The sequence below is a fragment of the Pseudomonas sp. 1912-s genome (assembly GCF_029269205.1).
Classification (GTDB): Bacteria; Pseudomonadota; Gammaproteobacteria; order Pseudomonadales; family Pseudomonadaceae; genus Aquipseudomonas.
Map to the genome: position 1 here is coordinate 57,936 of NZ_JARIXR010000018.1, position 23,229 is coordinate 81,164.

The following is a 23,229-nucleotide window of genomic DNA, read 5'->3' on the forward strand; positions in this document are numbered from 1 at the left end:
CTTAGCCGGGCATGCAGCTGAAGTCTTCCGTCTGCGCCAATTCCTTGCCGTGGCTGTCCTTCAACTCGGCGCGTACCGTGGTACCGAGGCTGGATTCCACCAGGGTGTAATGCTCGCCGGCCTTGAAGTTGCCGTAGGTAACATGCCCGCGACAATCCTGCTGGTTGTCATCCCCCGCCTCTTCTTCAAACAAGGTGACATCCAGGCGATGGGCGCCGGGTTTCACTTCGAAGTAGCGACCATCGTCAATGTTTTTCCCGTCTACCCGCTCGGCCATCAGGTCGTTGGGCGCCTCTTCTTGCAGGCCGATCCAGGCTTCGCTCGGGTCCGCTTTCGGAATCGGGCCGGCGCACGCCGACAACAGCAGGACCGCACTCAAGGCCGGGATCAACAACAAGGGTTTAAGAGACATGGCAGAACTCCAAATGGATAAAGAGTGAACGGGCAAAACGACTTCCGTTCGATCGGTATCCAGCTTGGTACTGTCACCATTATTGAACAAATGAATACATATGAAAGGATCTTCAGCCGTTAACTAAATCTTCCTTCACCTGGCTGAAAGGTGCGTGTTAGGTGGGTCCGTCAAGACTGCGAGCGTTTGCAATCCCACTCCTTTGGAGGTTACGGCATGCTCGGGCTGGTAAAGACCGCACTGCTCAAGCCCTACACGTTTATCGTGCTGGCAATTTTCATCTGCATCATTGGGCCCATGGCGGCCTTGCGTACCCCCACCGACGTATTTCCCGACATTGGCATCCCCGTAGTCGCGGTGGTCTGGCAGTACAACGGCCTGTCTCCGGACGCCATGGCCGGTCGCGTGATCTACACCTACGAACGCTCCCTGAGTACCACCGTCAACGACATCGAACACATTGAATCGCAGTCGTTACCCGGCATGGGCATCGTGAAGATTTTCTTCCAGCCCGGCGTGGATATCCGCACCGCCAACGCTCAGGTAACAGCGGTGTCACAAACCGTACTCAAGCAGATGCCACCGGGCATCACCCCACCGCTGATCCTCAACTACAGCGCCTCCACGGTGCCGATCCTGCAGATGGCATTCTCCAGCCCCAGCCTGTCGGAAGCGAAGATCCGCGACCTGGTGCAGAACAACATCCGCCTGCCGCTCAGTGCCCTCCCCGGCCTGGCCATGCCAACCCCGATGGGCGGCAAGCAACGCCAGATCACCCTCGACCTCGACCCGCAGGCGCTGGCCGCCAAAGGCCTGTCGGCGCAAGACGTGGGCAACGCCCTGGCCTTGCAGAACCAGATCATCCCCGTGGGTACCGCCAAACTCGGCCCCAACGAATACACGATTTTGCTCAACAACAGCCCCAAGGCGATTGATGAGCTCAACGACCTGCCGATCAAGACGGTCGACGGCGCAATCATCACCATCGGCCAGGTGGCTCACGTGCGTGACGGCTCGCCGCCGCAGACCAACATCGTGCGCGTCGACGGCCACCGTGCCGTGCTGATGCCAGCCCTGAAAAACGGCAGCATCTCCACCCTGTCGATCATCGACGGCATCCGCCAGATGCTGCCGCGCATCAATGAAACCCTGCCGCCTTCGCTGAAGACCTCACTGCTGGGCGATGCCTCGGTGTTCGTCAAACAGTCGGTGGGCAGCGTGGCCCAGGAAGGCATCATCGCGGCCCTGCTGACCAGTGCGATGATCCTGCTGTTCCTCGGCAGCTGGCGCTCGACCATCATCATCGCCGCCTCGATTCCCCTCGCGGTGCTGTCGGCCATCGCGCTGCTGGCGGCCACCGGGCAGACCCTCAACGTCATGACCCTCGGCGGGCTGGCGTTGGCGGTGGGGATCCTGGTGGATGACGCCACGGTGACCATCGAAAACATCAACTGGCACCTGGAACAAGGCAAGGCGGTGAAGGACGCGATCCTCGACGGCGCCAAGCAAATCGTCGGCCCGGCGTTCGTGTCCCTGCTGTGTATCTGCATCGTGTTTGTGCCGATGTTCATGCTGCAAGGCATCGCCGGCTACCTGTTCCGCCCGATGGCGCTGGCGGTGATTTTCGCCATGGCCAGTTCGTTCATCCTCTCGCGGACATTGGTACCGACCCTGGCGATGTTCCTGCTCAAGCCTCATGTGCCGGAGCAAGGCGAAGGTCATCACCCGGAAGATGCATTCATCAACCACCACGAGGGCGACCAGCACAAACCCCAACGCAACGCCGTGCTGCAATCGGTGCTGAATTTCCAGCAGGGTTTCGAGCGTCACTTCTCCAACCTGCGGGACGTTTACCACAGCCTGCTGACCCTCGCCCTGGGCGCACGCAAGCGGTTCATCGTGGGGTTCCTGGCGTGCATCCTCGCCTCGTTCCTGCTGTTGCCAAGCCTGGGCCAGGACTTCTTCCCGGCCACCGACGCCGGCGCCATGGCCCTGCACGTGCGCTTGCCGCTGGGTACGCGGATCGAAGAAAGCGCTGCGGCGTTTGACCGGATTGAAGCGCGGATTCGCGAGATCGTTCCGGCAGACGAGCTGGACACCATCGTCGACAACATCGGCATCCCGCTGAGCGGCATCGACATGGCCTACAGCAGCAGCGGCACCATCGGCCCACAGGACGGTGACATCCAGGTCACCCTGAAAAAAGACCATGCACCGACTGCCGACTACGTGAAAAAACTGCGCGAAGCGCTGCCCGAAAGCTTCCCCGGCAGCCAGTTCGCGTTCCTCCCGGCAGACATCAGCAGCCAGATCCTCAACTTCGGTTCGCCGGCGCCGCTGGACGTGAAAATCTCCGGGCGCAGCGATGAAGAAAACCGCGCCTACGCCATCGAACTGGAACGTCGCCTGAAACACATACCAGGCATCGCCGACCTGCGTATCCAGCAGTCCACCGGCTATCCGTCGCTGCAAGTCAACGTGGACCGGATGCGCGCCAACGGCCTGGGCATTACCGAGCGTGACGTGACCAACAGTATGGTTGCGTCCCTGGCCGGCAGTTCGCAAACGGCGCCGACCTTCTGGCTCAACCCGGCCAACGGCGTGTCGTATTCGATCGTGGCCGCAACGCCGCAATACCGCCTCGACAGCCTGCCGTCCCTGGAAGCGCTGCCGGTGACCGGTGCCGATGGCCAGTCGCAGATCCTCGGCGGTGTGGCGACGATCTCCCGCGTGCAAAGCCCGGCGGTGGTGACCCACTACAACATCGAACCGACCCTGGACCTGTACGCCAACGTGCAAGGCCGCGACCTCGGCGGCGTCGCCAGCGACGTGCAAAAGGTGCTGAACGACATGGCCCCGATGCGCCCCAAAGGCGCGACCATCAGCCTGCACGGGCAGATCGATGCCCTGCATGAAGCGTTCAACGGTTTGAGCTTTGGCCTGCTCGGTGCGGTGGTGCTGATCTACCTGCTGATCGTGGTCAACTTCCAGTCCTGGACCGACCCGTTCGTGATCATCACCGCGCTCCCGGCGGCCCTCGCGGGCATCGTGTGGATGCTGTTCCTCAGCGGCACCTCATTGTCGGTGCCTGCGCTCACGGGGGCCATCCTCTGTATGGGCGTGGCCACCGCCAACTCGATTTTGGTGGTGAGCTTCTGCCGAGAGCGCCTGGCCGAACATGGCGATGCCCTCAAGGCGGCACTGGAGGCTGGCTACACACGCTTCCGCCCGGTGTGCATGACCGCCCTGGCGATGATCATCGGCATGCTGCCGCTGGCCTTGTCCGAAGAACAAAACGCGCCGCTGGGACGTGCCGTGATCGGCGGCCTGATCCTCGCCACCACTGCCACTTTGCTGTTTGTACCCGTGGTCTTCAGTCTGGTCCACGGTCGTCACCATACTCGCGCTGCTGCTGGAGAAACCCCACATGTCGTCTGATCACAAACCCTCGCGCAAGCGTCTTATGCTCATGGGTGTCGGCGGCCTGACACTGGCCGCCCTGTTGGTCGCCAACGGCCTGCACGCCCGCACGATGCATGAAAAATCCGTCACTGCCTGGACTGAAACCGCCGCTGTGCCCCAAGTGCTGGTATTCCAGCCCAAACAGAACGCGGCCGGCGACACCCTGCGCCTGCCCGCGCACCTCGAAGCCTGGAGCAAGGCACCTATTCATGCACGGGTCAGCGGTTACCTGAAAGACTGGAAAGTCGACATCGGCAGCCAGGTCAAGGCCGGGCAAATCCTCGCCGAAATCGACAGCCCAGACCTCGACCAGCAAGTGGCGCAAACCCACGCTCGCATGGTGCAGGAACAGGCCAACGCACGCCTGGCGGAAACCACCGCCACCCGCTGGAAAAACCTGCTGGACAGCCATTCGGTATCGCGCCAGGAGGCCGATGAAAAAACCTCGAATGCCCTGGCCGCCAAGGCCAACGCCCAGGCTGCCGAAGCTGACTATGCACGGCTCTCGGCGCTGGAAGACTACAAGACCATCCGCGCACCGTTCGCCGGTGTGATCACCGCGCGCAACACCGATATCGGCCAACTGATCAAGGCCGACAGCGACAGCGATCCGGAGCTGTTCGACATCGCCGACACCCACCAACTGCGCCTCTATGTGCCAGTGCCGCAGAACTACGCCGCGGTGATTCATCCGGGGCTCGCCGCACAACTGACGGTACCCGAGCATCCCGGCGAACACTTCAGTGCGCGGCTGATGGGCGACTCCACCGCCATCGACCGTCGCTCCGGCACCTTGCTTGCGCAGTTCGTAGCCGACAACCCGGACGGCAAATTGCTGCCCGGCGACTACGCCGAAGCCACCCTGGCCATCCCGGCCGATACCCATGGCGTGAGCATCCCGGCCAGCGCATTGATCTTCCGCGCCGAAGGCACCCAGGTCGCGGTACTGGATGCGAAGAATCACGTGCACCTGCAAGACATCCACATCGGCCTCGACCTGGGCGAACGCCTGGTGATCGACCAGGGCCTGAAACCCGCCGACCGCGTGGTCGACAACCCGCCCGATGCGTTGCGCGAAGGCGACGCCGTGCAAATGGCCGACGCCGGAGGTGCCCATGCGCCCAAGGCTTAAACCCCTCGCGGCCCTGGTATTGGTAGCACTGCACGGTTGCTCGCTGGCGCCCACCTACAAGGCACCGACCCTGGACCTGCCGGCCAAGTACCGCGAACAGACCAGCGACGGCCCGTGGCACAGCGCGCAGCCGTCCGACCAACTGGCGCCGAAGTGGTGGCAGCTGTACCAGGAACAGCGCCTGAACGACCTGCAGGAACAACTGCTCAAGGCCAACCCGGACCTCGCAGCGGCGCTGGCGCATTTCGATGCGTCCCAGGCCTACGCCAGCCAACTGCATGCCGGGTTGTTCCCGCAAATCACCGCCAGCGCACAACCGTTGCGCCAGCGGCAATCAGACAGCCGGCCGCTGCGGGGTGATACCCAGCCTTCGGTGTACAACAGCAACACGGCCGGTTTTGCGCTGAGTTTTGATCTGGATCTGTGGGGCAAAATCCGCAACCAGGTGGCCGCGGGTGACGCACAGGCACAAGCCTCCGGGGACGATTTGGCGGTGGCACGCCTGAGCCTGCAGCATCAGTTGGCGACGCTGTACGTGCAGCTCAACGGGCTGGATGCCCAGAGCCGGATCCTTAGCAGCTCCCTGGACGATTTTGGCCAGGCGTTGCAACTGACCCGCAGCCGGTACGAAGGGCAGATCGCCTCGGAACTCGACCTGACCCGCGCACAGAACCAGCTGGCTGAAGCCGAGGCGCAGCTGGATGACGTGCGTGGCCAGCGCAATCTCACCGAGCATGCGATTGGGGAGTTGGTAGGCGTCTCCGCCAGCGAATTCCAACTGCCGCCGAGCACGCAACTGATCGCGTTGCCGGGAATACCACAACAGCTGCCAAGCCACCTGCTGCAACGTCGCCCCGATATTGCGGCGGCGGAACGACGAGTGTTTGCGGCCAACGCGAATATCGGCGTGGCGAAGGCCGCGTGGTACCCGGACTTCAGTTTGACCGGCTTGATTGGCGGGCAGACCCAGGGCGTGGGCAACTTGTTCTCGGCGGCCAATCGGTATTGGGCGCTGGGGCCGCTGGTCAACTTGCCGATCTTTGATGGCGGGCGGTTGAGTGCCAATGAACGCCAGGCCAAGGCGGAGTTTGAAGAGGCTTCGGCGCATTACCGTAGCCAGGTTTTGCGGGCAGTGCGTGAGGTGGAAGACAACCTTGGGCAATTGCGTGATTTGCAGCAGGAAGCGATGGATGAACAGGCCGCTGCGAATGCGGCCGAGCACACGCAGGCGCTGGCGATGAACAGTTATCAGGCGGGTGCGGTGAGTTACCTGGATGTGGTGACGGCGCAGACGGCGGCCTTGCAGGCGCAGAGGACGTTGCAGGCGGTGCAGACGCGGCAATTGCAAGCGAGTGTGGGTTTGGTGACGGCGCTGGGTGGCGGCTGGAAGCCTGACGCCTGATACCCATTTCACGCACACCCTAGCTCAAATGTGGGAGGGGGCTTGCTCCCGAAGGCGGTGGGTCAGTACCAGATGTGCTGGCTGATACACCGCCTTCGGGAGCAAGCCCCCTCCCACATTTTATAGCAGTGACTGAACGTACTCAGGCAGCCAGTTTGCCGCCGGCAATCGCCACCGACGCCGCCACCATCGCCCTCAACAACACCGCACACCCCGCCGCCAAATCATCGGGCGCTGCGTTCTCGATTTCGTTATGGCTGATGCCGCCTTCGCACGGCACAAAGATCATCCCCGCCGGGCCCAGTTCTGCGACGAAAATCGCGTCATGCCCTGCCCCGCTCACAATGTCCATGTTCGACAGCCCCAGACCATTGGCCGCATCACGCACGGCATCCACGCAGCCTTTGTCGAAGTACAGCGGCGGGAAGTCGGCGGTGGGTGTCATCTCGAACGTCAGGCCGTGCTTGGCGCACGTGTCGTCGATCACCTTGCGCACCTGGGCAATCATCGAGTCCAGGCGCGCCGGTTCCAGGTGACGGAAGTCCAGGGTCATGCGCACTTCGCCGGGAATCACGTTGCGTGAACCCGGATAGGCTTGCAGGCAACCGACGGTGCCGCAGGCGTGAGGCTGATGGCCCAGCGCGGCCGCATTGACGGCGGCGACCACAGCAGCGGCACCCACCAACGCATCTTTACGCAGGTGCATCGGCGTCGGTCCTGCGTGGGCCTCGACGCCGCGCAGTTTCAGGTCGAACCATTTCTGGCCGAGGGCGCCCAGCACGACGCCGATGGTTTTCTTTTCATCCTCAAGAATCGGGCCTTGCTCGATATGCGCTTCGAAATACGCGCCCACCTTGTGCCCGCTCACCGGCCGGGAGCCGGCGTAGCCAATGGCATTCAGCGCGTCACCCACGGTTACACCGTCGGCGTCGGTCTTGGCGAGCGTGTCTGCCAGGGTAAATTTCTCGGCAAACACGCCGGAGCCCATCATGCAGGGCGGAAAGCGCGAGCCTTCTTCGTTGGTCCACACCACCACTTCCAGCGGCGCCTCGGTTTCCACCTTAAGGTCGTTGAGGGTGCGCAACACCTCAACGCCCGCCAGCACACCAAAACACCCATCAAACTTGCCACCGGTGGGCTGGGTGTCGATATGGCTGCCGGTCATCACCGGCGGCAATTTGGGATTGCGCCCCGGCCGGCGGGCGAAGATATTGCCCACGCCATCGATGGTCACGGTGCAGCCCGCCTCCTCGCACCACTTCACAAACAGGTCGCGGGCCTGGCGATCGAGGTCGGTAAGGGCCAGGCGGCAGACGCCGCCTTTGGGCGTAGCGCCGAGCTTGGCGAGCTCCATCAGGGACAGCCACAAACGGTCGCGGTTGATGTGCTGATGGGTGGATTGCAGAACGTCTGCGGCAGCGTTCATGGGGATCTCCTCAGGCTACTTTTTTATATGAATCGACTCGGTCAACTGTGGGAGCTGGCTTGCCTGCGATGCGGGCGACTCGGTCTTTCAGTTGCACCGGGTCGATGCCATCGCAGGCAAGCCAGCTCCCACATTGACCGTGTTCACAAGGGTGTTTTTACGGCGACTACGCGGGCGCCGCGCTTCATGCACAGGCCGTAATACAACAACCCGCCCAGCGCCGAACCGGTGAACCAGCCGTAGCTGTAGAACCAGCTGAACGCGTCGCTGCCCAGCGACAACAGCGTCAGCACCACCGGCACGCCAAACGCCAGGAAGCCATGCCAGTTCCACGCCGGGTACACGTCATCGCGGTACAAACCGGCGAGGTCCAGTTGCTGTTTCTTGATGATGAAATAGTCCACCACCATGATCCCGGCAATCGGCCCCAGCAGGCTTGAGTAACCCAGCAACCAGTTGGAATACACGGTTTCCAGGCTCACGTCGGAGATGATCAGCCCGAGTTTTTTCAGCAGTTCATGGGCCATCAATGCCAGGCCTACCAGGCCCGTCAATACCACCGCCGTGGTGCGGTTGATCAGCTTGGGCGCGATGTTCTGGAAGTCGTTGGTGGGCGAGACGATGTTCGCCGCGGTGTTGGTGGACAAGGTGGCGATGATGATTAGCGCCATCGCCACGGCCACCCACACCGGGCTCTGGATATGGCCGATCAGGGTCACCGGGTCGGAGACGCTGACGCCCACCAGTTTCACCGAGGCGGCGGTCATGATCACGCCGAGGGCGGCGAACAGGAACATGGTCAGCGGCAGGCCGAAAATCTGCCCGAGTATCTGGTCTTTCTGGCTTTTGGCGTAGCGGCTGAAGTCGGGAATGTTCAACGATAAAGTGGCCCAGAAACCCACCATCGCGGTCAGGCCCGCCATGAAGTAGCCGGTGAGGCTCGCGCCTTCGGGACGCTTGGGCGGGATCGCCATCAGTTCGGTCAGCGAGACGTTGGGCAAGGCCCATACCAGCAGGCCGATGCCGACCGCTACCAGCAGCGGTGCCGACAAGGTTTCCAGCCATTTGATCGACTCGGCGCCGCGCAACACCACCCACAGGTTCAGCGTCCAGAAGATCATGAAGCCGATCACTTCACCGGTGCCGCCGAGGGATTTCCAGCCCTCGAAAATCGAGCCCAGGAACAGGTGAATCGCCAGCCCGCCAAACATCGTCTGGATGCCAAACCAGCCGCACGCCACCAGCGCGCGGATCAGGCACGGCACGTTGGAGCCCAGCACCCCGAAGGACGAACGCAGCAATACCGGAAACGGAATGCCGTACTTGGTACCGGGAAAGGCGTTAAGGGTCAGCGGGATCAGCACCACGATATTGGCCAGCAGGATCGCCATCAGCGCCTCGCCCACCGACAACCCGAAGTACGCGGTGAGCACGCCGCCCAGGGTGTAGGTGGGCACGCAGACCGACATGCCGATCCACAGCGCGGTGATGTGCCACTTGTTCCAGGTGCGTTCGCGCACCTTGGTCGGTGCCATGTCGTGGTTGTAGCGAGGGCTGTCGAGGACGTCGGGGCCGGCGTCGAGTTCGTACAGGCCGTTGCGCTCAATGACTTGCGATCTGTTCTGTTGCATGGCCGCTCCACGGTTTTTTCGAATTATTTTTGCTCATCCCGTGACACGCACAGGATGGCCGGAGTACCTCGTTGACAACATGACATCCGGGACCCGGCCAACCGCCACCGCACTCAATAACCGTGCCGTAAACCGTTACCTTGCCCGCACCGCTTATATAACTCGCTGATGTTTATCAGCTTTATTGTCTTAACCGAAAAGCCCTTCGTTACTTTCAGCGCTACTCAGGCCAAATAACGCAGAAGTTGTCCGAACTCTCAGGACTCAATCTGGTGCAACACAATTATTTTTATTTACCGGCCCCGTCAAGAGGCATGTCTCAAGCGTCTGATTTGCAATAAGAAATGTTGCTCATATTGGGAACCTGTCAAGTGCGTCAAAATGGTGAGAGGTCGCTACATTTTGGTGATTTTGATTTTTTATCGTTTTAATTCAATAACTTAATACCGATATAAGCTTATGAAAAATATTCTTGCTCATTCGAAAAACTCGGGCTAGTTTCTATTCCTGTCACCGCTGACAGGAATTAACTCTCCAGCGGCGCGATGCATTACAACACTTAGAACTGGCACAAGCCGGTCAAGCCTGTGAGGAACTCGACATGTCGCTGTTGATCCGTGGCGCTACCGTTATTACCCATGATGAAAGTTACCGAGCCGATGTTTTATGCGCAGACGGTCTAATCCGCGCCATTGGCACTGATCTGGATATTCCCGCCGGCACCGAGATACTCGACGGCAGCGGTCAATACCTGATGCCCGGCGGCATCGATCCCCATACCCATATGCAATTGCCCTTCATGGGCACCGTGGCCAGTGAAGACTTTTTCAGTGGCACGGCCGCCGGGTTGGCGGGCGGCACCACGTCGATCATCGACTTTGTGATTCCCAACCCGCAGCAATCCCTGCTGGAAGCTTTCCATCAGTGGCGCGGCTGGGCCGAGAAGTCGGCGTCGGACTACGGTTTTCACGTGGCCATTACCTGGTGGAGCGAGCAGGTCCGCGAGGAAATGGCCGAGCTGGTCAGCCACCACGGCATCAACAGCTTCAAGCACTTCATGGCCTACAAGAACGCGATCATGGCCGCCGACGACACCCTGGTGGCGAGCTTCGAGCGCTGCCTGGAGCTGGGCGCGGTGCCGACGGTGCATGCCGAAAACGGCGAGCTGGTGTACCACCTGCAACGCAAGCTGATGGCCCAGGGCATTACCGGGCCTGAAGCACATCCCTTGTCGCGGCCTTCGCAAGTGGAAGGCGAAGCCGCCAGCCGGGCGATCCGGATTGCCGAAACCATCGGCACGCCGCTGTACCTGGTGCACGTGTCTACCCAGGAAGCGCTGGACGAAATCACCTACGCCCGCAGCAAGGGCCAGCCGGTGTACGGCGAAGTCTTGGCCGGGCATTTGTTGCTGGACGACAGCGTGTATCAACACCCCGACTGGCAGACCGCTGCCGGCTACGTGATGAGCCCGCCCTTCCGCCCGCGCGGGCATCAGGAAGCGCTGTGGCACGGCCTGCAATCGGGCAACCTGCACACCACCGCCACTGACCATTGCTGCTTCTGCGCCGAGCAAAAAGCCGCCGGGCGTGATGATTTCAGCAAGATTCCCAATGGCACCGCCGGTATCGAAGACCGCATGGCGCTGCTGTGGGACGAAGGCGTGAACACCGGGCGTTTGTCGATGCAGGAGTTTGTGGCACTGACGTCGACCAACACCGCAAAGATCTTCAACCTGTACCCGCGCAAAGGCGCGATTCGCGTGGGTGCCGATGCCGACCTGGTGCTGTGGGATCCGGCAGGCACCCGGACCATTTCGGCGAAGACTCACCATCAGAAAGTCGACTTCAACATCTTCGAAGGCAAGACCGTACGCGGCGTGCCAAGCCACACCATCAGCCAGGGCAAGCTGGTCTGGGCCGATGGGGATTTGCGCGCCGAGCGTGGTGCGGGGCGGTACATCGAACGGCCGGCGTATCCGGCGGTGTTTGAGCAGTTGAGCAAGCGGGCGGAGCGTTCCAGGCCGGTTGCTGTGAAACGCTGAAAGCGGCCTTCGGCCTATCGCGGGCAAGCCCGGCTCCCACATTTTTGAGCGGTGAATACTTCCAAATGTGGGAGCTGGCTTGCCTGCGATGAGGCCGGTACAGGCAATAAAAAAAACCACTGCCCACCAGAGGCAGCACCTCAAAAACCGTGAGGCCAATACCGTGATCCAGACCCTGAACCATCTTCCACACCCCCCTGAAGATGCGGCCGCACTTGCCGCGCATTTCACCGACCTGGCGCCGCCGCTCAATGCCCGGCAAGCCCAACTGGAAGCCTCGCGCTGCCTGTACTGCTACGACGCACCGTGCGTTAACGCATGCCCCAGCGAGATCGATATCCCCTCGTTCATCCGCAATATCCACACCGAAAACGTCCAGGGCGCCGCGCAGAAAATCCTCTCGGCGAATATCCTCGGCGGCAGTTGCGCCCGGGTCTGTCCGACGGAAATCCTTTGCCAGCAAGCCTGCGTGCGCAACAACGCCGAAGAATGCGCCCCGGTGCTGATCGGCCTGCTGCAGCGTTACGCCGTGGACAACGCGCACTTCAGCGAGCACCCATTCCAGCGTGCCGCGCCCACCGGCAAGCGCATCGCCGTGGTCGGCGCCGGGCCTGCGGGGTTGTCCTGCGCCCATCGCAGCGCCCTGCACGGTCACGACGTGGTGATTTTCGAAGCCCGGGAAAAAGCCGGTGGCCTGAATGAGTACGGGATCGCCAAGTACAAACTGGTGGATGACTTCGCGCAAAAGGAACTGGATTTCCTCCTGCAAATCGGCGGCATTGAAATCCGCCACGGCCAGCGCCTGGGCGACAACCTGACCTTGAGCGAGTTGCACCAGCAATTCGACGCGGTGTTCCTTGGCCTCGGCCTGGCCGCCAGCAAACAGCTCGGCCTGCCTCACGAAGATGCCCCCGGCCTGCTCGCCGCCACCGACTACATCCGCGAATTGCGCCAGGCCGATGACCTCAGCCAACTGCCCCTGGCCGACCGCTGCATCGTCCTCGGCGCCGGCAACACCGCTATCGACATGGCCGTGCAAATGGCCCGCCTCGGTGCCCGTGACGTGAATCTGGTGTACCGCCGTGGCCTGACCGAAATGGGCGCCACTGGCCACGAACAGGACATCGCCAAAGCCAACCAGGTGCGCCTGCTGACCTGGGCCCAGCCCGAAGAGGTGTTGCTCGACGATCAGGGCCATGTGCGCGGCATGCGTTTCGCCCGCACCCGCATGGTGGATGGCCGCCTGCAAGCCACCGGCGAGACCTTCGAACTGGCCGCCGACGCGATCTTCAAGGCCATCGGCCAGGGCTTCGATGACGCGGCGCTGCACGACCCGCTGGCGCACCAACTGCAACGCCAGGGCGATCGTATCTTCGTCAACGAACAGCTGCGCACCAGCATCCCCGGTGTGTATGCCGGTGGCGATTGCGTCAGCCTCGGCCAGGACCTCACCGTCCAGGCCGTGCAACACGGCAAGTTGGCCGCTGAAGCCATGCACGCCCAACTCATGCTGAATGTGGAGGCTGCGTAATGGCCGATCTCTCGATTGTGTTCGCCGGCATCAAAGCCCCCAATCCCTTCTGGCTGGCCTCCGCGCCGCCCACCGACAAGGCCTACAACGTGGTTCGCGCCTTTGAGGCCGGCTGGGGCGGCGTCGTCTGGAAAACCCTCGGCGAAGACCCGGCCGCGGTCAACGTCTCGTCGCGTTACTCGGCGCACTTTGGCGCCAACCGTGAAGTGCTCGGCATCAACAACATCGAGCTGATCACCGACCGTTCCCTGGAGATCAACCTGCGGGAAATCACCCAGGTGAAAAAGGACTGGCCCGACCGCGCGCTGATCGTGTCGCTGATGGTGCCGTGCGTTGAAGAGTCGTGGAAACACATCCTGCCGCTGGTGGAAGCCACCGGTTGCGACGGCATCGAGCTGAACTTCGGCTGCCCCCACGGCATGCCGGAACGCGGCATGGGCGCGGCGGTGGGCCAGGTGCCGGAGTACGTGGAACAGGTGACCCGCTGGTGCAAGACCTATTGCTCGCTGCCGGTGATCGTCAAGCTCACGCCGAACATCACCGACATTCGCGTGGCGGCCCGGGCGGCGTATCGCGGTGGTGCGGATGCGGTGTCGCTGATCAACACCATCAACTCCATCACCAGTGTCGACCTGGAGCGCATGGTCGCCCTGCCAATGGTGGGCACCCAAAGCACTCACGGTGGCTACTGCGGCTCGGCGGTGAAACCGATTGCCTTGAATATGGTGGCGGAGATTGCCCGGGACCCGCAGACACAAGGCTTGCCGATCTGCGGGATTGGCGGGATCGGCAACTGGCGCGATGCGGCGGAGTTCGTAGCGCTGGGCTGCGGCGCGGTGCAGGTGTGCACGGCGGCGATGCTGCACGGGTTTCGGATCGTCGAAGAGATGAAGGACGGACTGTCGCGGTGGATGGACAGCCAGGGCTACAGCAGCCTGCAGGAGTTTTCCGGGCGGGCGGTGGGCAATACGACGGATTGGAAGTACCTGGATATCAACTATCAGGTGATCGCCAAGATCGATCAGGAAGCCTGTATTGGCTGCGGGCGCTGCCATATTGCCTGTGAAGACACATCGCACCAGGCGATCGCCAGCTTGAAGCAGGCGGATGGGACGCATAAGTACGAGGTGATCGATGATGAGTGCGTGGGGTGCAACCTGTGCCAGATCACCTGCCCGGTGGCGGACTGTATCGAAATGGTGCCGGTGGACACCGGGAAGCCGTTTTTGAACTGGACGCAGGATCCGCGCAATCCCTACCGCGAGGCGGTGTAGTCCTTTAGATCGCTATCGCAGGCAAGCCAGCTCCCACAGTTGGAATGCATTCTCCTGTGGGAGCTGGCTTGCCTGCGATGAGGCCCTCAATGTCAGGATAAGGCTCAAGGCTCCAACCCGATCCCCCGCAGGATCACACTCGTCACCGTCTGCACCGCCCGCTCAAACTGCATGTCCGACAACGGCTGATGGTCATTCAGGATTTTCACCTGATGATCAAAGTCGGCGTAGTGCTGGGTCGAGGCCCAGATCATATACAGCAGGCTCGACGGTTCCACCGGCAGGATGCGTTTGTCTTCCACCCACTGGCGAATCTTCGCTTCCTTCATCTTGGCCCAGTCGTACAGGCTCACGTCCAGCGCCTCACCCAGGGTCGGCGCGCCGTGGATGATTTCGTTAGCCCAGACTTTCGAACCGTAAGGCCGGCTGCGGGAGTGCTGCATCTTGGCGCGGATGTAGCTGCTGAGCACTACCCGTGGGTCATCGAACATCTCGAAGCACAAGGCGTCCTGCTTCCACACTTCCAGCAGGTCGAACAACACCGCGCTGTACAGCTCGCTCTTGGTGCTGAAGTAGTAATGCAGGTTGGAGCGCGGCAGCTGCACTTCTTCAGCGATATCGGCCATGGCGGTGCTGCCATAACCCTTCTCGGCGAAGACCTTTTCAGCCGCCAGCAGAATCTTTTCGACGTTGACCCGACGAATACCGATCTTGTGATTGCCCATACGGGCTCCCTGACAACAACATGGCCTCAAGACTACCATCCGCTCCAGTCCGCGCGACACGCCACTGTGAAACTTCGTACAAGAACCTTCCCCGTGGAAACCGGATTGGTTAGCATCGCCATCCCCTCGAAGGATCCTCTCCATGACTATCCGACAGCGAGACGCGTGCGACGACCCGGTGCTTGGCGCACTGTGGGAACGCTCGGTGCGCGCCACCCACGACTTTCTCAGCGAAGACGATATCCAGCGCCTGCTGCCCCTGGTGCGCGACTGCTACCTGCCGATGCCCGCACTTGAAGTGTGGGTGTACGAAGACGCCCAGGGCATTGCCGGCTTTGTCGGCACCGGCGGCAATAACGTAGAGATGCTGTTTATCGACCCGAGCCGGCGCGGCCAGGGCATCGGCCGCCAGTTGCTGGACTTTGTGCGCGCCCGCCACGACACCTTGCGGGTGGATGTGAACGAACAGAACCCACAAGCCGTGGGTTTCTACCTGCACTATGGTTTTACCCGGACCGGCCGCTCGCCCGTCGACGGCGAAGGCAAGCCCTTCCCCTTGTTGCACATGGCTCTACCGAACGACTGACTCTCACCTGAAGGTATTGAACAATGTTGATCAAGAAGACCCTCACCACCGTCGCCCTGCTCGCTTCCCTGCTGGGCGCCTCGGCCGCGTTTGCCCACGCTCACCTGAAAAGCGCGAAGCCTGCTGCCGACAGCAGCGTCACCGCCCCCAAGGACCTGCGCCTGACCTTCTCCGAAGGCGTTGAAGCGACCTTCACCAAGGTGTCCCTGAGCAAGGACGGCACTGAAGTGGCGATCAAAGGCCTGGAAACCCCGGATGCCGACAAGAAAGTGCTGGTGGTGACACCGGCCGCACCGTTGGCCGCCGGCACCTACAAAGTGGTGTGGAACGCCGTCTCGGTGGATACCCACAAGAGCAACGGTGAATACAGCTTCAAGGTCGGCCAATAATCCATGGCCACCCTGCTGGTGCTGTGCCGCTTCCTGCATTTCATCGTGGTGCTGTTGATGTTCGGGGCCTGTGTGTTCAGGCCCTGGTTGCTGGGCGCGGGACCGCAACCGCTGCTGGACCGCCACCTGTCGCGCATCACCCAAGGGTTGGCGTGGCTGGCACTGGTGTCGGGGGTGGCGTGGCTGCTGTTGATCAGCGCGAGCATGGCCGGTGTCGGGCTGGGCGCGCTGGAGTGGTCGACGGTGCAGTTGGTGCTGGGTAAAACCTTTTTCGGCCAGGTCTGGACCTGGCACCTGGTGCTGAACGTGCTGCTGGTGCTCGGCCTGATGACGCCGTGGAAGGCGGTGCGCCTGCCGCTCTGCGCATTGTTGCTGGCGACGCTCGCACCGGTGGGCCATGGCGCCATGCTCAATGGCCTGGCCGGGCAATTGCTGATCCTCAACCAAGTGGTGCACCTGGTGTGCGTCGGTGCCTGGCTGGGTGGCTTGCTCATGCTGGTGTTGATCCTCAGGCAATCGCCCCGCTATCCATTGGAGCCGATCCTGCAGCGCTTCAGCGGCATCGGTTATGGCCTGGTCACGGGATTGCTGGTGACCGGCCTGATCAACGTGCGCGTCCTCACCGGGCAGTTCTGGCCAACGCCATTGTTCAGCGGGTTCGCCCTGATCCTGCTGATCAAGGTGCTACTGGTATTCGGCATGCTCGCGCTGGCGCTGTTGAACCGCCTGCGGATCCATAACTGTGAGCAGCGACTGCCAGCATTGAAGGCCAGCGTGAGGCTGGAACTGTTACTAGGTGTTTCAGCGGTAGCCGCCGTTTCGTTGCTTGGCACCTTGCCGCCCATGATTGTGGCTGGATAAACCCTCTGCGACTGACGCCCCTCACCCTGGGAGTCATCGTATAACTTTCGATTGACAACCCCCTGAAACCCCGCAAATATCGCCTCCAATGTTGTACGACAACGTATAACAAAAAATAAAAACAACAAAAGACAAGGGAGCGTCACTGTGAGCCAACACGTCCGCCATTTCTCCTGCACCACCCGCTTCGCCGCCATCGGTTTGAGCAGCCTGGCCTTCACCCTCCCCATTACCGCCTCGGCAGAAGGCTTCATCGACGACACCAAAGCCACGCTCAACCTGCGCAACGCTTACTTCAACCGCAACTTCACCAACGCCGCTCACCCACAGGCCAAGGCCGAAGAGTGGACGCAAAGTTTTATCCTCGACGCCAAGTCCGGCTTCACCCAGGGCACCGTCGGTTTCGGCCTGGACGTGCTGGGCCTGTACTCGCAGAAACTCGACGGTGGCAAAGGCACCGCCGGTACCCAGTTGTTGCCGACCGGCAGCGATGGCCGCCCCGTCGACAATTTCGGCCGCCTGGGCGTGGCGCTGAAAACCCGGTTGTCGAAGACCGAATTGAAAGTCGGCGAATGGATGCCGGTGCTGCCGATCCTGCGTTCGGATGACGGCCGCTCGCTGCCGCAAACCTTCCGTGGCGGCCAGGTCACTTCCAGCGAGATTGGCGGCCTGACCCTGTACGGCGGCCAGTTCCGCGGCAACAGCCCGCGCAACGACGCGAGCATGGATGACATGTTCCTCAACGGCAAAGCCGCGTTCACCTCCGACCGCTTCAACTTCGGAGGCGGCGAATACACCTTCAACGACAAGCGCACCCAGGTAGGCGTGTGGTACGCCGAACTCAGCGACATCTACCAGCAACAGTATTTCAACCTGACCCACAGCCAGCCCGTGGGCGACTGGACCCTGGGCGCCAACCTCGGTTACTTCACCGGCAAGGAAGACGGCAAGGCCCTGGCCGGCGACCTCGACAACAAAACCGCGTTCGCCCTGCTCTCGGCCAAATACAAAGGCAACAGCTTCTATATCGGCCTGCAGAAACTCACCGGCGACAGCGCCTGGATGCGGGTCAACGGCACCAGCGGCGGTACCCTGGCCAACGACAGCTATAACGCCAGCTACGACAACGCCAAGGAGAAATCCTGGCAGGTGCGGCACGACTTCAACTTCGTGGTGCTGGGCATTCCCGGGCTGACCATGATGAACCGCTACATCAGCGGCGATAACGTGCACACCGGGGCGATCACCAATGGCAAGGAATGGGGCCGTGAGTCGGAACTGGCCTACACCGTGCAGAGCGGTGCGCTGAAGGACCTGAATGTGCGCTGGCGCAACGCAACGATGCGCCGGGATTTCAGTACCAACGAGTTTGATGAAAACCGGGTATTCATCAGTTACCCGCTGTCGTTGTTATAGCGGTTTACACACAACAGGAAAGGCTTTTGTGGTGAGGGAGCTGGCTGTGGCGAGGGAGCTTGCTCCCGCTGGAGTGCGAAGCGCTCCCAGGATTTTGGGGCTGCTGCGCACCCCAGCGGGAGCAAGCTCCCTCGCCACAGGAAGCGATGACCCTCTATCAACTTCGACCAATAGCGCGTTGACAAGTGTAGGAAAGCCTAACGATACTTCGGATTAGTCATACGACAACCTACAACAATAACGGGACCACCATGACCACCACAACCGCTCCTACCCCGTTCAACCGCTTGCTGCTCACCGGCGCCGCCGGTGGCCTGGGCAAAGTCTTGCGCGAACGGCTGCGCCCTTACGCCAAGGTGCTACGCCTGTCGGATATCGCCGACATGGCCCCGGCCACTGATGACAGCGAAGAAGTATTGCCTTGCGATCTGTCCGACAAACAAGCGGTGCACCAACTGGTGGAAGGTGTCGACGCGATCCTGCACTTCGGCGGCGTGTCGGTGGAGCGCTCCTTCGAGGAAGTGCTGGGTGCGAACATCTGCGGGATCTTCCACATCTATGAAGCCGCCCGCCGTCACGGGGTCAAGCGGGTGATCTTCGCCAGCTCCAACCACGTGATCGGCTTCTACAAGCAGGACGAAGCCCTCGACGCCCACTCCCCCCGCCGCCCGGACAGTTACTACGGTCTGTCCAAGTCCTATGGCGAGGACATGGCCAGTTTCTACTTCGACCGCTATGGCATCGAAACCGTCAGCATCCGTATTGGCTCCTCGTTTCCGGAACCCCAGAACCGCCGGATGATGCACACCTGGCTGAGCTTCGACGACCTGACCCAATTGCTCGAACGCTCGCTGTACACACCGAACATCGGCCACACCGTGGTGTACGGCATGTCGGACAACCTCGATGTGTGGTGGGACAACCGCTTCGCCGCGCACCTGGGCTTCACCCCGCGTGACAGCTCCGAAGTGTTCCGCAAACAGGTGGAAGCCCAACCGCTGCCCGCGGCCGACGACCCGGCGCGGGTCTACCAGGGCGGCGCGTTTTGTGCGGCCGGCCCGTTCGGCGACTGACCACAGACCAACCCAAGGGAATGAGTGGCCATGCAAGCAGAACTGATTGTCGACGCCCGCAACGCGGTGGGTGAATGCCCGGTGTGGGTGCCCAGGGAAAACGCCCTGTACTGGGTGGATATTCCCAACGGCGAACTGCAACGCTGGAGCGCCGCCAGCGGCCAGGTGCAGGCCTGGAAAACCCAACAGATGCTCGCCTGCATCGCGCGTACCGACGCAGGCAATTGGGTCGCAGGCATGGAGACCGGCTTTTTCCAGCTGACGCCCCACAACGACGGCAGGCTCGACACTGCGCTCCTGGCCAACGTCGAGCACGCCCGCCCGGACATGCGCCTGAACGACGGCCGCTGTGATCGCCAGGGCCGGTTCTGGGCCGGCAGCATGGTGCTGAACATGGGCGCCAATGCCGCCGAAGGCGCCCTGTACCGCGTTGAGCACGGCCAGCCCGTGCACACCGTACTCAACGGTTTCATCACGCCCAACGGCCTGGCCTTCAGCCCCGACGGGCGCACGATGTACCTCTCGGATTCACACCCGCTGATCCAGCACATCTGGGCCTTCGACTACGACATCGACAGCGGCACGCCGTCCAACCGCCGGTTGTTTGTGGACATGCACCAGTTCCTTGGCCGCCCCGACGGTGCTGCCGTGGACGCCGAAGGTTGCTACTGGATCTGTGCCAACGACGCCGGGCTGGTGCACCGTTTTACCCCCGACGGTCGCCTCGACCGTTCCCTGGCCGTACCGGTAAAAAAACCCACCATGTGCGCCTTCGGCGGCAGCCGGATGGACACCCTGTTCGTCACCTCGATCCGCGACGATCACAGCCCGCACTCCCTCGCCGGCGGCGTCTTCGCCCTCAACCCTGGCGTACAAGGAATGCCGGAGCCCAGCTTCATCCTCTAGCTGCATCGCTGTGCCTTGAACAAAACAATAACAAGACTGGAGAGACACCCCATGGACTTCAAACGCACCTTGCTCGCCGCTGCACTCCCGTTCGTTTTTACCCTCGGCAGCGCCGCCCACGCGCTGGAAATCAAATTCGCCGACATCCACCCCGCCGGCTATCCCACCGTGGTAGCCGAGGAACAACTGGGTAAAACCCTGGTCGCTGAAAGCAAGGGCGGCCTGACCTTCAAGATGTTCCCCGGCGGCGTGCTGGGTTCGGAAAAGGAAGTGGTCGAGCAGGCCCAGGTCGGCGCAATCCAGATGGCGCGGGTCAGCCTCGGCATCGTCGGCCCGGTGGTGCCGGACGTGAACGTGTTCAACATGCCGTTCGTGTTCCGTGACCAGGTGCACATGCGCAAGGTCATCGACGGTGAGATTGGTGATGAGATCCTTGCAAAAATCACCGACTCCGAATTCAACCTGGTGGCCCTGGCCTGGATGGACGGCGGCACGCGCAACATCTACACCAAGAAACCGGTGCGCAAGATCGAAGACCTCAAGGGCATGAAGATCCGCGTGCAGGGCAACCCGATCTTCATCGAAACCATCAACGCCATGGGCGGCAACGGCATTGCCATGGACACCGGCGAGATCTTCAGTGCCCTGCAGACCGGGGTGATCGATGGTGCGGAAAACAACCCGCCCACCCTGCTGGAACACAACCACTACCAGAACGCCAAGTTCTACAGCCTCACCGGGCACCTGATCCTGCCCGAGCCCATCGTGATGTCGAAAATCACCTGGAACAAGCTCACCCCCGAGCAACAGGTGCTGGTGAAAAACACCGCCAAGGCCGCGCAGATTCAGGAGCGTGAACTGTGGGATGCCAAGTCCGCCAGCAGTGAAGCCAAACTCAAGGCCGCCGGTGTGGAGTTCATCGACATCGACAAAAAACCGTTCTATGAGGCCACCGCCTCGATCCGCGACAAGTACGGCGCGCCTTACGCCGACCTGATCAAGCGCATCGAAGCCGTCGAGTAACCCGCCCTCCCCTTATAGAAAAGGCCCGGCGCGGTCAGCACCGACGCGCCCGGTCACGGTGAACGCCATGAAGAATTTACTGCTGCGCATCAACGACCGCATTTACATGAGCTGCATCTGGGTCGCCGGCCTCGCCGTTCTCGGTGTCGCCCTGATCATCCCCTGGGGCATCTTCGCCCGTTACGTGCTCGGCACCGGCTCAAGCTGGCCGGAGCCCACCGCCATCCTGCTGATGCTGGTGTTCACCTTTGTCGGCGCCGCCGCCAGTTACCGCGCCGGGGCGCACATGTCGGTGGCCATGGTCACCGACCGCCTGCCACCGGGCCAACGCAAAGTCGTTGGCATCGCCTCGCAACTGTTGATGGGCACCATCTGCCTGTTCATGGCGATCTGGGGCACCAAGTTGTGCCTGTCCACCTGGAACCAGTTCATGAGCGCCATGCCGACCTTGCGGGTGGGCATCACCTATATGCCGATCCCGATTGGCGGCTTGCTCACGCTGATTTTTGTGCTGGAAAAACTCCTGCTCGGTGACCAGAGCAACCGTCGGGTCGTGCGCTTCGACCTGGTTGAAGAAAGTGAAGGGGCTGCCTGAATGGACGCATTGATTCTGTTGGGCAGCTTTATCGCTTTGATCCTGATCGGCATGCCGGTAGCTTATGCCCTGGGGCTTTCTGCGCTGATCGGCGCGTGGTGGATCGACATTCCGTTCCAGGCCCTGATGATTCAGGTGGCCGGCGGGGTGAACAAATTTTCGCTGATGGCGATCCCGTTCTTCGTGCTGGCCGGGGCGATCATGGCCGAGGGCGGCATGTCGCGCCGGCTGGTGGCGTTTGCCGGGGTGCTGGTGGGGTTTGTGCGCGGCGGCTTGTCCCTGGTGAACATCATGGCCTCGACGTTTTTCGGGGCGATCTCCGGCTCGTCGGTGGCCGATACCGCCTCCGTGGGTTCGGTGCTGATTCCGGAAATGGAACGCCAGGGGTATCCCCGCGAATTCGCCACCGCCGTCACCGTGAGCGGCTCGGTGCAGGCGTTGCTGACGCCACCCAGCCACAACTCGGTGCTCTATTCCCTGGCGGCTGGCGGCACGGTATCCATCGCCTCGCTGTTCATGGCTGGCGTGGTTCCGGGCCTGCTGATGAGCGCCTGCCTGATGGTGCTGTGCCTGATCTTCGCGAAAAAGCGCAACTACCCCAAAGGCGAAGTGATCCCCCTGAAACAGGCGCTGAAAATCTGTGCCGACGCCCTGTGGGGCCTGATGGCCATGGTGATCATCCTCGGCGGGATTCTGTCGGGCATCTTCACCGCCACCGAGTCGGCGGCGATTGCGGTGCTGTGGGCGTTCTTCGTGACCATGTTCATCTACCGCGACTACAAGTGGAGCGAGTTGCCCAAGCTGATGCACCGCACGGTGCGCACCATTTCCATCGTGATGATCCTGATCGCGTTCGCCGCCAGCTTCGGCTACATCATGACCCTGATGCAGATCCCGGCGAAGATCACCACGATGTTCCTGACCCTCTCGGACAACCGTTACGTGATCCTGATGTGCATCAACGCCATGCTACTGTTGCTGGGCACGGTGATGGACATGGCGCCGCTGATTCTGATCCTCACGCCGATTTTGCTGCCGGTGGTGCTGGGCATTGGCGTCGACCCGGTGCACTTCGGCATGATCATGCTGGTGAACCTGGGGATCGGCCTGATCACCCCGCCGGTGGGCGCGGTACTGTTTGTGGGGGCGGCGGTGGGCAAGGTCAGCATCGAGAAGACCGTGAAGGCATTGCTGCCGTTTTATGGCGTGCTGTTCCTGGTGCTGATGGCCGTGACCTACATTCCGGCGTTGTCGTTGTGGTTGCCGGGGTTGGTGCTATAAGCCCCACACTGTGTGTAGCGAGGGAGCTTGCTCCCTCAACACAGCACGCTCACCTGCCACAGA

At 61.7% G+C, this 23,229-nt stretch carries 19 protein-coding genes; 15 read left to right on the forward strand and 4 right to left on the reverse strand.

All coding sequences use genetic code 11. The annotated features are described in order from the left end of the window. Position 1 precedes the first annotated feature (1 nt). The gene (locus tag P3C29_RS21325; protein ID WP_010166823.1) at positions 2–412 is read right to left on the reverse strand and encodes a hypothetical protein; all 411 of its coding nucleotides are present in this window, start codon (positions 410–412) and stop codon (positions 2–4) included. Between the two features lie 216 nt (positions 413–628). Here P3C29_RS21325 and P3C29_RS21330 point away from each other — a divergent pair, with 216 nt between their 5' ends. The 3 genes from P3C29_RS21330 to P3C29_RS21340 are packed head-to-tail and all read left to right on the forward strand — an operon-like array spanning position 629 to position 6,408. Continuing rightward, a complete protein-coding gene (locus P3C29_RS21330) occupies positions 629–3,850 on the forward strand; it encodes an efflux RND transporter permease subunit (protein WP_275965367.1) in 3,222 nt (1,073 codons plus the stop codon). Continuing rightward, the gene (locus tag P3C29_RS21335; RefSeq protein WP_275965368.1) at positions 3,840–5,006 is read left to right on the forward strand and encodes an efflux RND transporter periplasmic adaptor subunit; all 1,167 of its coding nucleotides are present in this window, start codon (positions 3,840–3,842) and stop codon (positions 5,004–5,006) included. Before P3C29_RS21330 ends, P3C29_RS21335 begins: the two co-directional genes overlap by 11 nt. Then, positions 4,990–6,408: an efflux transporter outer membrane subunit gene (locus tag P3C29_RS21340; RefSeq protein WP_275965369.1), complete on the forward strand. Its 1,419-nt coding sequence runs from the start codon at positions 4,990–4,992 to the stop codon at positions 6,406–6,408. Before P3C29_RS21335 ends, P3C29_RS21340 begins: the two co-directional genes overlap by 17 nt. A 142-nt stretch (positions 6,409–6,550) precedes the next feature. Here the strand turns inward: P3C29_RS21340 and P3C29_RS21345 are convergent, their stop codons facing one another. Further along, the gene (locus P3C29_RS21345) at positions 6,551–7,834 is read right to left on the reverse strand and encodes a Zn-dependent hydrolase (RefSeq protein ID WP_275965370.1); all 1,284 of its coding nucleotides are present in this window, start codon (positions 7,832–7,834) and stop codon (positions 6,551–6,553) included. Between the two features lie 143 nt (positions 7,835–7,977). After that, positions 7,978–9,465, reverse strand: a complete 1,488-nt coding sequence (locus P3C29_RS21350) for an NCS1 family nucleobase:cation symporter-1 (RefSeq protein WP_169389170.1) — start codon at positions 9,463–9,465, stop codon at positions 7,978–7,980. 601 nt (positions 9,466–10,066) lie between these two features. Here P3C29_RS21350 and hydA point away from each other — a divergent pair. The 3 genes from hydA to preA all read left to right on the forward strand — a co-directional run bounded on the left by hydA (position 10,067) and on the right by preA (position 14,311). Continuing rightward, positions 10,067–11,506, forward strand: coding sequence for a dihydropyrimidinase (gene hydA / locus P3C29_RS21355; protein WP_010166811.1), 1,440 nt, complete (start codon positions 10,067–10,069; stop codon positions 11,504–11,506). Positions 11,507–11,669: 163 nt separating this feature from the next. Beyond that, a complete protein-coding gene (locus P3C29_RS21360) occupies positions 11,670–13,037 on the forward strand; it encodes an NAD(P)-dependent oxidoreductase (RefSeq protein ID WP_275965371.1) in 1,368 nt (455 codons plus the stop codon). Beyond that, positions 13,037–14,311, forward strand: coding sequence for an NAD-dependent dihydropyrimidine dehydrogenase subunit PreA (gene preA / locus P3C29_RS21365; RefSeq protein ID WP_010166807.1), 1,275 nt, complete (start codon positions 13,037–13,039; stop codon positions 14,309–14,311). The genes P3C29_RS21360 and preA overlap by 1 nt, the downstream gene beginning before the upstream one ends. Before the next feature lie 104 nt (positions 14,312–14,415). On the opposite strand, the gene P3C29_RS21370 is transcribed toward preA, so the two are convergent. Next, the gene (locus P3C29_RS21370; RefSeq protein ID WP_003207828.1) at positions 14,416–15,036 is read right to left on the reverse strand and encodes a TetR/AcrR family transcriptional regulator; all 621 of its coding nucleotides are present in this window, start codon (positions 15,034–15,036) and stop codon (positions 14,416–14,418) included. A gap of 142 nt (positions 15,037–15,178) precedes the next feature. Between P3C29_RS21370 and P3C29_RS21375 the strand changes: the two genes are divergently transcribed. The 9 genes from P3C29_RS21375 to P3C29_RS21415 all read left to right on the forward strand — a co-directional run bounded on the left by P3C29_RS21375 (position 15,179) and on the right by P3C29_RS21415 (position 23,166). Further along, positions 15,179–15,622: a GNAT family N-acetyltransferase gene (locus tag P3C29_RS21375; protein ID WP_169389173.1), complete on the forward strand. Its 444-nt coding sequence runs from the start codon at positions 15,179–15,181 to the stop codon at positions 15,620–15,622. Between the two features lie 23 nt (positions 15,623–15,645). Continuing rightward, positions 15,646–16,011, forward strand: a complete 366-nt coding sequence (gene copC, locus P3C29_RS21380) for a copper homeostasis periplasmic binding protein CopC (protein WP_275965372.1) — start codon at positions 15,646–15,648, stop codon at positions 16,009–16,011. Between the two features lie 3 nt (positions 16,012–16,014). Further along, entirely contained in the window at positions 16,015–16,872 is an 858-nt protein-coding gene (copD, locus tag P3C29_RS21385) for a copper homeostasis membrane protein CopD (RefSeq protein WP_275965373.1), read from the forward strand. 147 nt (positions 16,873–17,019) lie between these two features. After that, a complete protein-coding gene (locus P3C29_RS21390) occupies positions 17,020–18,288 on the forward strand; it encodes an OprD family porin (protein WP_275965374.1) in 1,269 nt (422 codons plus the stop codon). A 251-nt stretch (positions 18,289–18,539) separates the two neighbouring features. Then, entirely contained in the window at positions 18,540–19,361 is an 822-nt protein-coding gene (locus P3C29_RS21395) for an NAD(P)-dependent oxidoreductase (RefSeq protein ID WP_275965375.1), read from the forward strand. Positions 19,362–19,391: 30 nt separating this feature from the next. Next, complete coding sequence (locus P3C29_RS21400) at positions 19,392–20,267, forward strand: SMP-30/gluconolactonase/LRE family protein (RefSeq protein WP_275965376.1); 876 nt, start codon at positions 19,392–19,394, stop codon at positions 20,265–20,267. 51 nt (positions 20,268–20,318) lie between these two features. Further along, positions 20,319–21,290: a TRAP transporter substrate-binding protein gene (locus tag P3C29_RS21405; RefSeq protein WP_010166796.1), complete on the forward strand. Its 972-nt coding sequence runs from the start codon at positions 20,319–20,321 to the stop codon at positions 21,288–21,290. 67 nt (positions 21,291–21,357) lie between these two features. Beyond that, positions 21,358–21,885 carry a TRAP transporter small permease gene (locus P3C29_RS21410; protein ID WP_201124850.1) on the forward strand — a complete coding sequence of 176 codons (528 nt, stop codon included), beginning with the start codon at positions 21,358–21,360 and terminating at the stop codon, positions 21,883–21,885. Continuing rightward, positions 21,886–23,166 carry a TRAP transporter large permease gene (locus tag P3C29_RS21415; protein WP_010166793.1) on the forward strand — a complete coding sequence of 427 codons (1,281 nt, stop codon included), beginning with the start codon at positions 21,886–21,888 and terminating at the stop codon, positions 23,164–23,166. Positions 23,167–23,229 lie beyond the last annotated feature (63 nt).